This window comes from Oxalobacter aliiformigenes, assembly GCF_027116575.1.
Lineage (GTDB): Bacteria > Pseudomonadota > Gammaproteobacteria > Burkholderiales > Burkholderiaceae_D > Oxalobacter > Oxalobacter aliiformigenes.
In genome coordinates, this window is record NZ_CP098252.1 from 298488 (window position 1) to 310972 (window position 12485).

The following is a 12485-nucleotide window of genomic DNA, read 5'->3' on the forward strand; positions in this document are numbered from 1 at the left end:
CTTTGTCCACCCATCTTTTTTTTAGGCCGGGGTTTTTCCATGCGTGTTGTCATTGTTGGTCAGAGGGATTTTGGCAAGGCTGTCCTTGAGGCATTTCATGCCCGGGGAGATGTCGTTGCCGGTGTTTTCATGGCACCGGAAAAAAATTCGCGTCCGGATACTCTGAAAACGGCTGTTCTGGAGAAAAATCTCCGGCTGTTTCAATTTGAAAATCTTGCCTCGGAAGAAGCACTGACGGCTTTGAGAGAGTCGAATGCCGATATTGCCATAATGGCTTATGTCGTTCAGTTTGTGCCCCAGGAATTTGTACGGATTCCGAAATGCGGGACGATCCAGTTCCATCCGTCTTTATTGCCGAAATATCGTGGTCCAAGTGCCATCAATTGGGCGATTGTCTGCGGAGAGCGGGAAACGGGCGTTACTGTATTCAGGCCAACTGATATTATGGATGAGGGGCCTGTCATTCTCCAGAAAGCGGTGCCGATTCAACCGGATGATACGGCAGGGTCGTTGTATTACGATTGTTTGTTTCCAGTGGGTGTGCAGGCGATGCTTGAGGCCGCGGACAGGGTTGTTTCCGGCAATTATGTGGAGAAACCTCAGGATATCTTGCAGGGAAGCTATGAAAGCTGGCTGAAAGAACGGGAAGCCCGTATCAGCTGGAATAATCATGTCAATCAGGTCTATAACCTGATTCGGGGATGTAATCCAAATCCCGGGGCATGGATCCGGTTTCAGGATGAAAAACTGGTCATTATGGAATGCCGGAAAAATCTTCATTGTTCTTTTCAGGATGTCAGGGGAAAGATCGGAACCATAACGTCCATAGATGAAGAAAGTTTTTTTGTCGGCGTCCCGGGAGGGGAAATTCGTATTTTCGCTGTCAGGACGGAATCGAAAAAGAAAATGACTGCAAAAGAATGCGTGAAGAGATGGAAACTGGAAATCGGGATGAAATTTGGCGAGTAAAAGGCAAGTGCAGATAAGCTGCTTCAAGAGACTTTTTCATTTCCTCGGGAAATTTAACAATTTTCCGGATTTCATGTAATATTGCCGGATGTCCGAGGAGCGTTGCAACAAAATGGACGGATTCATCCTGTAGAGGGAACTCCGTTTTTGCCAGGCTCGGATTTTTATCAAAACGGCGCTCACGTTACTTTTTTCTATCAATTTCAGGAAAGGAGAGCGTGATGAACGCTGTATCCAAGCAAGAACAGGATTTTTGTATTGCCGACCCCGCTCTGACCGCATGGGGCAACAAGGAAATCAGAATTGCCGAAACCGAGATGCCGGGGCTGATGGCGATTCGTGAGGAATATTCCGCCAGCAAGCCGTTGAAGGGGGCACGAATCAGTGGTTCCCTCCATATGACAATCCAGACGGCTGTTCTGATCCAGACACTGGAAGCACTAGGCGCCCAGGTGCGCTGGGCTTCGTGCAATATTTATTCGACCCAGGATCATGCCGCTGCGGCAATTGCGGCCAATGGTACACCGGTATTCGCTTTCAAGGGCGAGTCACTGGATGATTACTGGGAATTCACTCACCGTATTTTCGAATGGCCCGATGGTGGTTATTCGAATATGATTCTGGACGATGGTGGAGACGCTACTTTATTGTTGCATCTCGGTAACCGCGCGGAACAGGATATGTCGGTTCTCGACAATCCTTCTTCGGAAGAGGAAGTTTGTCTTTTCAATGCCATCAAACGCCATTTGAAAGAAGATTCCAGCTGGTATTCGAAACGTATCAGGGAAATCAAGGGCGTGACCGAAGAAACGACTACCGGTGTACATCGGTTGTACCAGATGCATCAGGAAGGAAAGCTGAAATTTCCGGCTATCAACGTGAACGATTCCGTGACCAAATCAAAATTCGATAACCTGTACGGATGTCGTGAATCTCTGGTGGACGGTATCAAGCGCGCTACCGATGTCATGATTGCCGGCAAAATTGCGGTTGTCTGCGGTTATGGTGATGTCGGCAAGGGATGTGCACAGGCTTTGCGGGCTTTGTCTGCTCAGGTATGGGTAACTGAGATCGATCCTATTTGCGCTCTTCAGGCCGCCATGGAAGGGTATCGTGTCGTTACCATGGAATTTGCGGCGGAACAGGCCGACATTTTCGTGACCTGTACCGGCAATTACCATGTCATTACACACGATCACATGATCAAGATGAAAGATCAGGCGATCGTGTGCAATATCGGTCATTTTGACAATGAAATCGATGTCGCTTCAATGAAGCAATATGCATGGGAAAATATCAAGCCGCAGGTCGATCATATTATTCTGCCGAACGGTAACAGGATCATCTTGCTGGCAGAAGGACGGCTGGTCAATCTGGGATGTGCCACCGGACATCCGTCGTATGTCATGAGTTCTTCTTTTGCCAATCAGACCATCGCACAGATTGAGTTGTTCACTAATACGAGTGCTTATCCTCTTGGCGTGTATACCTTGCCGAAACATCTGGATGAAAAAGTCGCCCGCCTTCAGTTGAAGAAGCTCAATGTCCAGTTGACAGAACTGACAGATGAACAGGCTGATTATATCGGAGTCAAGAAGGAAGGCCCCTATAAACCCGATCACTACCGGTATTGATGTATATCAGGGGAAGATACAGGATTCATTCTGTATCACTGCAGCCAGATGAATTTTCGTTATGATGTCGGTGTTGTCGACGTCTGTTGAAATTCGATCCGGTATGTCCGGTTCCAGTGGAGAAAATCATGCGTATTTTAATCGTCTGGCTGATTAACACGGTTGCTTTGCTCGCCTTGCCGTATCTGATGACGTCAATCAGAATTTCGGGCTTCTGGACGGCGTTGATTGCAGCGCTGGTATTGGGCCTTGTCAATGCATTGATCAGGCCTGTACTGGTTTTGCTGACATTGCCGGTGACTCTTGTAACATTAGGGATTTTCATCTTGGTGATCAATGGCCTGTTGTTCTGGCTGGTTTCCAAAATGGTGGATGGTTTCTATGTCACGGGTTTCTGGGCTGCGGTTGGCGGGGCATTGTTATACAGTATTATCTCGTGGGCCTTGTCCACTTTGCTACTCAGGAATTAAATGCCATCACAGAAAAGTTTCAGTATTGAAGTGTTTCCGCCTAAAACACCGGAGGCAATCAGTGAATTGCGTAAGACACGTGCACAGCTGGCTGAATTGTCACCCAAGTATTTTTCGATTACATTCGGTGCCGGTGGTTCGACACAACAGGGAACTCATAATATCGCTCTGGAAATACAAAACGAAGGATATGAGGCGGCTCCGCATATTACCTGTATCGGATCGACCAGAGAAAAGGTCCGTGAACGATTGAATGAATACCGGTCATGCGGAATCAGGCATATCGTTGCCTTGCGTGGTGATTTGCCAAGTTCATATGGCGTTCTGGGAGAATTCCATTATGCCAATGAACTGGTTGAATTCATCCGTGCCGAAACGGGGGACTGGTTCCGGATCGATGTTGCCGCCTATCCCGAAATGCATCCGCAGGCAAAATCCATGAATGACGATATCAATAATTTTGTCAGGAAAGTGGAAGCGGGGGCGGATGTCGCGGTTACCCAGTATTTTTACAATGCATCGGCCTATTTCCGGTTTATGGAGAATGTTCAGGCAGCGGGTGTTTCCATCCCTGTGATAGCCGGAATCATGCCGATAACCAACTATACCCAGTTGGCGCGTTTTTCCGACATGTGTGGCGCGGAAATTCCTCGCTGGATACGTCTTCGACTGGAAAGTTACGGAAATGATCTGGCTTCTATCCGTGCGTTCGGTCTTGATGTCGTTACCGAATTATGCGAGCAGTTGCTGGAAGGGGGGCTCCGGGATTGCATTTTTACAGTCTCAACAGAGCTGCCGCTACCAAGGAAATCTGGAAGCGTCTCAGGCTTCACGAAAGACAGGAACGACCTGTTCCTGTCCTGGATAGGGAACTTGCCGGGGTATAAAGAAAACGGTACCGCAATCAGACGGTACCGTTTTTTTATGGACTATTTTTTGCGATCCGCTTCCACTTCTTCGGGACGTAATTTTGCCGCTATTTTGTCAAGTACGCCATTGACGAATTTATGACCGTCTATTCCGCCAAACGATTTGGTCAGTTCGACAGCTTCATTGATAACGACCCGGTAAGGTATTTCGATATGGTTGCCCAGTTCATAGGCACCGATAAGCAGAATGGCGTGTTCGACCGGTGACAATTCATCCAGCGAACGATCGATGTGTGGCATGATTTCGGAACGCAGGGTTTCCGCTTGATGAATGGTGCCTGAAACAAGTGTGACAAAATGTTCCGTATCTGCCTTGTCGAACCCATGTGCCTGGCGAATGTGCTCGATAATGGCCGGTGCATCATCCTTGTTGAGCAACCATTCATAAAGTCCCTGTAACGCAAATTCTCTTGAACGGTGTCGGGGAGAACGGTTTTTGGATGGATTTGCATGTACAGATTTTGTTTTCATAGATTTCAAATGCAGGAAGTGATTCTGGTAGGTCTTGTTTATTCATTTTCGGCAGCAGGCTCCAGTTCATCTATTGCAAGAACCAGATTGGCCATTTCAACGGCTACACGGGCAGCTTCGGTTCCTTTTTCGATCATTCGTGCCTCGGCCTGCTCATCCGTGTAGGTGGTCAGTACGGCATTGGCGATGGGCATGTCGAAATCGAGAGCGACCCGGGATATGCCTGCGGCAGATTCATTGGAGACCAGTTCGAAGTGGTAGGTTTCTCCCTTGATGACAGCGCCAACGGCAACCAGAGCGTCGAATTGCTGGGATTCCGCCATTTTTTGCAGGGCAACTGGTATTTCCAGTGCGCCAGGCACCGTCGCTACCAGAATATCTTCATTGGCGACACCAAGTCTTTTCAGTTCACCGAGGCAGGCATTCAACAGGCCTCGGCAGATTTCTTCATTAAAACGCGACTGGACAATACCGATCCTCAGATCCTGTCCCTGCAAATCCACTTCGAAAGTATTGACGCTCATAACCGTTCTCCCGATATAAATAATTAAAGATCCTGATTTTCCAGATAACCGACAATATCCAGATTGAAACCGGTCATGGAAGGCATTTTCCTGGGATTGGCAAGTAGTTGCATTTTTCCTACTCCAATGTCACACAGGATTTGCGCACCGATGCCATAGTTCCGCAAGGTTTGACTTGTCGCCGACAGGGTTTCATTTGTCTGTTTTTTGCCGATTGTATCGAATCTGGCAAGAAATTCTCCGGATTGTTCACCACAATTGAGCAAGACAACGATGCCCCTGTCACTTGCCTGTATTTTTTTCATGGCATCGGCAAGTCGCCAGGAATGGAATGTCGATTCTGTTTCGAGGAAATCGACGAGCGATACCGGTTGGTGAACTCTGACCAAGGTGATTTTGTCGGGCGTAATTGCGCCTTTTACCAGGGCAAGATGAACCGACTGACTCGGTTTGTCACGGTAGACGATAGCATGAAAAGGGCCAGCCAACGTGTTTATCGTATTTTCCGCGATTCGTTCCACAATACTTTCATGCCGGTTTCTGTAGCTGATCAAATCCGCTATCGTTCCGATTTTGATCTGGTGTTTTCCGGCAAATTCAAGCAATTCGGGAAGTCTGGCCATCGAACCGTCGTCATTCATGATTTCGCAAATGACCGATGCCGGTGTCAAACCGGCGAGTGCCGCCAGATCACAGCCTGCTTCGGTATGGCCCGCCCGTCTTAGTACTCCTCCCTGTTTGGCGGTGATCGGGAAAATATGGCCAGGCTGGACGATATCATCCGGCTTTGCGTTTTTTGCAACGGCAACCTGAATGGTTCGTGCCCTGTCGAAAGCGGAAATACCTGTTGTGACGCCTTCCGCTGCTTCAATCGATGTTGTGAAAGCTGTATTGAAAGAACTTCGGTTTTCACGGGCCATGGGGGAAAGACCGAGCTGGTCGCAACGTTCTTTCGTCAAGGTCAGACAAACAAGTCCACGGGCATATTTGGTCATGAAGTTGATGGTTTCCGGTGTAACAAAATCGGCAGCGATCATGAGATCGCCTTCGTTTTCACGGTCTTCGTCATCAACCAGAATGACCATGCGGCCGGCGCGCAGCTCGTCAATAATCTCTTGTGTGGAAGAAATAGACATAACGGAATTCCTTTGGAATCTGCTATTTTAAAGGAAACTGCCTGAAAGGAGCATATTATCAATATTGTGCCCGGGAAAAGAATCAGTGAAGGCTGTCGGGAATTCCATCGTGAAATCTTTTCATACTGATTTCACGATGGTTGGAAGATAAAAGACTATTTTCCAATACAGAAACGGGAAAATATCAGACCCAGCAAGTCATCAGATGTAAATTCTCCGGTTATGCTGTTCAACGCATCTTGGGCAAGTCTCAGTTCTTCCGCCATAAGATCCAGTGACGGTGATCCGGATTGTGCATGTTCTGTTGCGATGGCAAGATGTTTGTCTGCCGTTTTCATGGCATTCATATGCCTTTCACGCGCAAGATAAGTGGATTCACCTGTCTGAACCCATCCCGCTATTTTGAGCAATTCCGTTTTGAGCAGGTCAATGCCCTGGCCCGTCTGGGTAGACAGATAAATCTGGGTTATGCCAAACATGTTATCGACTGACGGACGGTGGCCGGAAATATCGATTTTGTTCCAGATTTGAATGACCGGGATATTTTCAGGAAAATCCGCGGCTATTTTCTCGTCGGAACGTGTGGGACCGAGGCTGGCATCGAGCAAATGCAGGATAACATCGGCTTTTCCGATTTCATTCCAGGTACGTTCTATCCCGATGCGTTCGACTTCATCTTCCGCTGTATTGGTGCGAATTCCGGCTGTATCGATCAGGGTGACAGGAATTCCTTCGAGTTGGATGGTTTCCGTGATCTTGTCACGTGTCGTTCCGGCAATCGGGGTGACAATGGCAATATCGGAACCGGTCAGGACGTTGAGTAACGAGGATTTGCCGACATTGGTCTGTCCCGCCAGGACAACGTGTATACCTTCCCGCAGCAGCGCACCTTGCGTAGCCTGGGCAATGATGCCTTTGAGTGCCTTGCGTATGGATGTGATTTTTTCTTTCACATTTTCTTTTTGCAGGAAATCGATGTCTTCTTCAGGGAAGTCAAGGGATGATTCGACCAGCATTCTGACCTGGATGATGGATGAAACCAGTTCGTGAATTTCTCGCGAAAATGCGCCGGAGAGTGAACGTGACGCGGAACGGACGGCCTCTTCCGTCGTGGCGTCAATCAGATCGGCAATGGCTTCAGCCTGGGCAAGGTCGATTCTGTCGTTCAAGAAAGCGCGGCGGGTGAATTCGCCTGGTTCCGCTATTCGAAGATCGATGTTTTTGCCGGCCTGAAGGCAGCGTTTCAGAAGCATTTGCAAAACAACCGGTCCTCCATGTCCCTGGAGTTCCAGCACGTCTTCTCCTGTAAATGAATTCGGCCCCTTGAAATACAGGGCAATTCCCTCGTCAATAATGTTGCTGTTTTCATCCAGAAACGGAAGGAAATAGGCGTAACGGGGTTTTAACGGCAGTTCCGTTGTAGCGGCTTTGAAGAATTCCGAAATGAACGGTTCAAGGTTCTTGCCGGAAATGCGGATGATCCCGACACCACCGCGTCCTGGTGCGGTAGCGATGGCTGCAATAGGAGAAGAATCAGTATTCATTGTGAGTACATTAAAAACAGGTTTTATAACTGTTGATCGTTTTTCTCATGCATTATCCTTGCTGTCGCGAAAAAATAAAAGTGTTACCTTCTCATGTTATGCAGGAAGCGTGTCCTGAAGAGGTGTTCCGATGTATATGCCGGGCAATACCGTTTTAAACGGTTTGATGACGAAGCCGGAAAGTATAAAATTCTTTTCCTGTGTTTTGACCGGTCTTTGGTATATGGAAATCACTTTGAAATGAATCGGACCGGTTTGGGTATAAAATGCGTAAAAACAGCCTGTTTGTGTTTATGAGTGAAATATAGGGGAATGAATATGTCTGCAGATATTGGGAAAAACGATGAACCGGTGACACGCCAGACTTTCGATGATGTGATGGTACCGGTATTTGCACCGGCTTCGTTCGTTCCCGTTCGCGGATCGGGACTTGATTTATGGGATCAGAATGGCAAGCATTATCTTGATCTGACCGGAGGAATCGCTGTTTCCGGTTTGGGACACACGCCGCCGGAAATTGTCGATGCGCTTGTGGAACAGGCGAAAAAACTGTGGCATGTCAGCAATTATTTCACGAATGAACCCGTTCTGAAACTTGCCAGGGCTCTTACCGATGCAACGTTTGCCGAAAAAGTGTTTTTCTGCAATTCGGGGGGGAAGCCAATGAAGCCGCTTTCAAACTGGCGCGTAAATGGGCTCATGACCATTTCGGTGAAAAAAAGAACAGGATCGTTTCCTGCTATCACTCATTTCATGGGCGTACGCTGTTTACCGTGACTGTCGGTGGCCAGTCAAAATATACGGAAGGATTCGAGCCCTTGCCTCCGAGAATCGACCATATTCCATTCAATGATATCGAAGCGGCGAGAGCGGCCATCGATGATGATGTCTGTGCTGTTGTTGTTGAGCCGGTTCAAGGTGAAGGCGGGATATTGCCGGCTGATCCGGACTACCTGAGATCCTTGCGCCAGTTGTGCAATGAAAAAAATGCCCTTCTGGTTTTTGACGAAATACAGTGCGGAATGGGCAGAACCGGAACATTGTTTGCCTATATGGGATATGGTGTCGTGCCGGACATCATGACATCTGCGAAAGCGTTGGGAAACGGTTTTCCGATTGCAGCCATGTTAACGACTTCCGAAATAGCCCGGTCTTTTTCGGTCGGTTCCCATGGTACGACTTATGGAGGAAACCCGCTGGCAGCCGCGGTTGCCTGCAAGGTGTTTGAAACGATCAACAGACCGGAATTTTTGCAACGTGTTGTTGAGGCCGGTGAAAAACTGAAATTTTCCCTTGAGAGAGTGGCTGCCGATTATCCTGATGTCTTTTCCGGCGTGAGAGGAAAGGGGCTGATGCTGGGACTGGTTATGTCCGACAAGTACCAGGGCTGTGCCAAGGAAATCACTTCTGCGGCTGAAAAGCAAGGGTTGCTGCTGCTTTTGGCCGGTTACGATGTGATTCGTTATGTGCCTGCTCTTGTGGTTTCGGATGAACATATTGAACAGGGGGAAGCACTCTTGCGAAAAGCGATCGATTCCTGGCTGGAAGAAAACTGATTGTTTCTGTGAAATGATTCAAGGCCCGAAATCTTGCGGTTTCGGGCCTTGAATGGATGTAATAAATTTCTGAACGGCAAGTTCAGCTGTTTTCCATATCGTCCTTTCTTTTGGGTTTGAACTGCTTGTCGCTGATACGGAATTTCGATCGGCGATCACCCATAAGACGTCTCAGTTCCTTGATACTCAAATCGCTGACTTCATGCATGCGGATCAACAGGGAAGCGCCAACAGGCAGTCGATGGTGTCTTATTTTGCTGATGACGGGAGGGGCGACTTCCAGTGCACGGGACAAGGCGGCGTCATTCTTCAGATTCAGATGCTGGATTAATGTATCGAGAAGACGGTTCGGGTCATATACGCGATCTTCAAGTCGGTCTTCCTCAATTGGAGTTTCCGGGCTTTTGGGTTTGTTCGTCATTTTCAAAGATCCTGTTTATAAAAATTCACTTGTCTTTGTTTGTCAAAAACATGTTACCTGAAAATAATCGGTTGAGATTATTTTAGACGTGAATGGTTGAAGGATATACCGAAAGAGTTACGTATGGTGACAGAGTGTCTGCTGACGATATTTCCCTGGTCCTGATTTATCCAGACTCATTTGATATTTCGACATATGCAAATATACAAGCGTATTGCGTATCAGGTTGAAATATGAAGTAACCTGGATATGTTAACAATTATACATAAGTTGAAACAAGCTCTAAATGAGAAAACAGTTATAAAAAATTCGTTTTTTACAAACTACCTGTCAGTGTCTTTTTTCCGGAGAATCTCCTCTCCCAGAAGGATAACGGACATGGCATAGAAATAACTTCGGTTATAGTGGGTGATGGCAAAAAAGTTGTCAGAGCCGATCCAGTATTCCGTGTCGGCAAAACCATTAGGCAAATCAATTAACCCGTAAAGAATTCCATCAGGAATGTTTGTATCAGGGACAATACATTCCTTTTTCAGTTGGGCCGGTGTGAATCTGGCTTCAAGTCCCTGATTGAGCAGGGTTTCATTCATGGTGCAGTCAGGTGTTTTGCGGACAGGAAAGACAATAGGCTGTTTTTCATTCCATCCATGTTGAAGGAGGAAATTGGCGATACTGCCTATGGCATCAATCGCGGAATTTTCAAGATCGATCTTGCCGTCACCATCGAAATCAAGAGCATATCGTCTTATACTGCCGGGCATGAATTGAGGGTATCCTATGGCTCCGGCATATGAACCGTAGAAATTCATTGGATTCGTACCGTTTTCTCTGGACAGCAGAAGAAGATTTTCCAGTTCCCCACGAAAAAACGCTTTCCGGACAGACTGATTGGCCGTCTCAGGATAATCGAACGCCAGTGTGGCAAGCGTATCGATTGTCCTGAAATTGCCGGTATGGTTTCCATATACAGATTCAATGCCGAGAATGCCGACAATGATATGGGGCGGCACGCCGAATTTTTTCTCGGCCCAGTCTAGATATGTTTCATACTGGTTCCAGAACCGGAGACCGGCTGATATTCTTGTCGGTTCGATCATTCTTTGCCGGTATGCCTGCCAGTTTTTGGGTTTTTGTGTACTTGCAGGTGTCACCAGCCTGATCGTTGTCGGATTGGGTTCAATCTGATCGAAAAGGCAGACCAGTTCGTTTTTGTCGAAGTGATGCTTTTCCGATAGCTCATGGATGAAATCCGCAGAGGATTTCCGGAAAGAATCGGATTGGTCCGGTTTTTTCTGTCATGTCCGTATCAGATTGGGATGACGGACAGGCGAAAAAGGCTTTCTGATCATAGTCTTCGATTGAATGTGCAATGCTGCAGGACAGAAACAGGGAAAGAAAGAATGAAATGATTCCTGCATGGATTAGGCGGTATATTGTCGGCATCGATTTCGGTTGTGAGGAAATTTTTCTCGGGAAGGCTGGTCAGAGTATAACAACCGATTAACCCGACCCGGCTATATTTCTCAAAAGGGCGTATGGCAAATCATGAATCGCCCCAAGTCCATTTGAACCAGCGGGCGATATTCCACGATGGAAATGGCTGAAAGAATCGTGTCATTGTCCTTTCCGGATACAAAACGACGGTTTCTGACCGGATAAAATTACATGAGAACGGTTTCTGTCAGATTTCCTGTGTCGGACAGTTGCATGATATGGCATGGGGATGAATGGCCGGGATTTGCGAAAGGATAACGCAGACGATTCAGACAAAGATCGCAAAGTAAGCGGGAATGCCGTATTATCTTTTCAAAACGCATTCAGATCTGCCTGTCCGGCCGGTTTGCCGGCAGTTGCCGTGATTTCGTGCGATTCAACCGATTTCGACCAAGCAATTATTATGACTACTGCTATTTATTTTCACCCGATTTGCCAGTTGCATGAAATGGGAGCGCATCATCCCGAGTCGCCGGCACGTATGAAAACCATGATGAATGCTTTCCGGGAAAGTGGACTGGACCGTATTCTGGAATACCGTCTCTCGCCGGAATCCACCGAACGGGATATCCGGCGTGTTCATACTCAGGATATGATTAACAAGGCAAAAGACAATATTCCCGAACCGGGAGATTATTATCCTCTGGATGAAACGCCGCTGAATCACTATAGCTGGAAGGCCGCCCTGAGAACCACTGGAGCTGCTCTGGCCGCAACGGATGCGGTTTTGTCCGGAGAAATCCGGAATGCGTTCTGTATTGAGAGACCGATCGGACACCACTCCACGATAGGCGAGGCGATGGGATTTTGTGTGTTCAACAGTCTGGCCATTGCCGCCATGCATGCGGTCAAGGTGAGAAAACTCGAGCGGGTGGCGATTGTCGATATTGATGTGCACCACGGCAACGGTACGGAAGACATTTTTTCCTATGAGCCCAGTGTTCTGATGGTCAGTTATTACCAGCAGTATCTCTATCCGTTCTGCGGAAATGAAAAGGAACGGGCAAACATGGTCAATGTTCCGGTTCCTCCAGGTACCGGAGGTGATGTCATTCGCCGGGTTGTAACAGAGAAATGGTTACCGGCACTTCACCGGCATAAACCGGAGATGATTTTTATTTCAGCCGGTTTTGATGCCCATCGTGATGACCAGCTGGGAGACATGAATCTGGTCGAAGAGGATTACGCATGGATTACCCGGCAGGTAATGGATGTTGCCGATCAGTATTGCCAGGGACGGATCGTCAGTTTTTCAGAGGGAGGATACAATCTGAAAGCGCTTGCAGGCAGTGTCGTGGCTCACGTGAAAACGCTGGCTGGACAGAGCTGAGGAACAA

Annotated in this window: 10 protein-coding genes, 2 pseudogenes and 1 riboswitch; of the genes and pseudogenes, 6 read left to right on the forward strand and 6 right to left on the reverse strand. The window is 47.7% G+C overall.

Annotated elements, in window-relative coordinates; translation table 11 throughout:
* Window positions 1-39: 39 nt before the first annotated feature.
* The 4 genes and pseudogenes from NB647_RS01470 (at window position 40) to metF (ending at window position 3960) form a co-directional block, all read left to right on the forward strand.
* On the forward strand, window positions 40-969 hold the full coding sequence (locus NB647_RS01470) for a methionyl-tRNA formyltransferase (RefSeq protein WP_269283786.1): 930 nt from the start codon (window positions 40-42) through the stop codon (window positions 967-969).
* Between the two features lie 88 nt (window positions 970-1057).
* Window positions 1058-1157, forward strand: a riboswitch (S-adenosyl-L-homocysteine riboswitch).
* A gap of 33 nt (window positions 1158-1190) precedes the next feature.
* A complete protein-coding gene (ahcY, locus tag NB647_RS01475) occupies window positions 1191-2603 on the forward strand; it encodes an adenosylhomocysteinase (RefSeq protein WP_269264792.1) in 1413 nt (470 codons plus the stop codon).
* A 128-nt stretch (window positions 2604-2731) separates the two neighbouring features.
* Window positions 2732-3073: a phage holin family protein gene (locus tag NB647_RS01480; RefSeq protein WP_269264793.1), complete on the forward strand. Its 342-nt coding sequence runs from the start codon at window positions 2732-2734 to the stop codon at window positions 3071-3073.
* Window positions 3074-3960, forward strand: a pseudogene (gene metF / locus NB647_RS01485) (methylenetetrahydrofolate reductase [NAD(P)H]).
* A 42-nt stretch (window positions 3961-4002) separates the two neighbouring features.
* On the opposite strand, the gene nusB reads toward metF, so the two are convergent.
* The 4 genes from nusB to mnmE form a co-directional block, all read right to left on the reverse strand.
* Window positions 4003-4473, reverse strand: coding sequence for a transcription antitermination factor NusB (nusB, locus tag NB647_RS01490; protein ID WP_269264794.1), 471 nt, complete (start codon window positions 4471-4473; stop codon window positions 4003-4005).
* A 38-nt stretch (window positions 4474-4511) separates the two neighbouring features.
* Complete coding sequence (gene ribH, locus NB647_RS01495; RefSeq protein WP_269264795.1) at window positions 4512-4997, reverse strand: 6,7-dimethyl-8-ribityllumazine synthase; 486 nt, start codon at window positions 4995-4997, stop codon at window positions 4512-4514.
* A gap of 23 nt (window positions 4998-5020) precedes the next feature.
* Window positions 5021-6133, reverse strand: a complete 1113-nt coding sequence (gene ribBA / locus NB647_RS01500; protein WP_269283787.1) for a bifunctional 3,4-dihydroxy-2-butanone-4-phosphate synthase/GTP cyclohydrolase II — start codon at window positions 6131-6133, stop codon at window positions 5021-5023.
* Between the two features lie 155 nt (window positions 6134-6288).
* Entirely contained in the window at window positions 6289-7677 is a 1389-nt protein-coding gene (gene mnmE, locus NB647_RS01505) for a tRNA uridine-5-carboxymethylaminomethyl(34) synthesis GTPase MnmE (RefSeq protein WP_269264797.1), read from the reverse strand.
* A gap of 378 nt (window positions 7678-8055) precedes the next feature.
* Here mnmE and NB647_RS01510 point away from each other — a divergent pair.
* Window positions 8056-9233: pseudogene (locus NB647_RS01510) on the forward strand (acetylornithine/succinyldiaminopimelate transaminase).
* Between the two features lie 82 nt (window positions 9234-9315).
* On the opposite strand, the gene NB647_RS01515 reads toward NB647_RS01510, so the two are convergent.
* A complete protein-coding gene (locus tag NB647_RS01515; RefSeq protein ID WP_269264798.1) occupies window positions 9316-9654 on the reverse strand; it encodes a hypothetical protein in 339 nt (112 codons plus the stop codon).
* A 323-nt stretch (window positions 9655-9977) separates the two neighbouring features.
* The gene (mltB, locus tag NB647_RS01520; RefSeq protein ID WP_416143578.1) at window positions 9978-10898 is read right to left on the reverse strand and encodes a lytic murein transglycosylase B; all 921 of its coding nucleotides are present in this window, start codon (window positions 10896-10898) and stop codon (window positions 9978-9980) included.
* 653 nt (window positions 10899-11551) lie between these two features.
* On the opposite strand from mltB, the gene NB647_RS01525 reads away from it, so the two are divergent.
* Window positions 11552-12478 carry a histone deacetylase family protein gene (locus NB647_RS01525; RefSeq protein ID WP_269278254.1) on the forward strand — a complete coding sequence of 309 codons (927 nt, stop codon included), beginning with the start codon at window positions 11552-11554 and terminating at the stop codon, window positions 12476-12478.
* Window positions 12479-12485 lie beyond the last annotated feature (7 nt).

Bases quoted from the DNA above. Each gene is read 5' to 3' on its own strand.
- ribH (WP_269264795.1), bottom strand. From the start codon at position 4,997: ATGAGCGTCAATACTTTCGAAGTGGATTTGCAGGGACAGGATCTGAGG.
- NB647_RS01480 (WP_269264793.1), top strand. From the start codon at position 2,732: ATGCGTATTTTAATCGTCTGGCTGATTAACACGGTTGCTTTGCTCGCC.
- nusB (WP_269264794.1), bottom strand. From the start codon at position 4,473: ATGAAAACAAAATCTGTACATGCAAATCCATCCAAAAACCGTTCTCCC.
- NB647_RS01525 (WP_269278254.1), top strand. From the start codon at position 11,552: ATGACTACTGCTATTTATTTTCACCCGATTTGCCAGTTGCATGAAATG.
- NB647_RS01470 (WP_269283786.1), top strand. From the start codon at position 40: ATGCGTGTTGTCATTGTTGGTCAGAGGGATTTTGGCAAGGCTGTCCTT.
- NB647_RS01515 (WP_269264798.1), bottom strand. From the start codon at position 9,654: ATGACGAACAAACCCAAAAGCCCGGAAACTCCAATTGAGGAAGACCGA.
- ribBA (WP_269283787.1), bottom strand. From the start codon at position 6,133: ATGTCTATTTCTTCCACACAAGAGATTATTGACGAGCTGCGCGCCGGC.
- mnmE (WP_269264797.1), bottom strand. From the start codon at position 7,677: ATGAATACTGATTCTTCTCCTATTGCAGCCATCGCTACCGCACCAGGA.
- ahcY (WP_269264792.1), top strand. From the start codon at position 1,191: ATGAACGCTGTATCCAAGCAAGAACAGGATTTTTGTATTGCCGACCCC.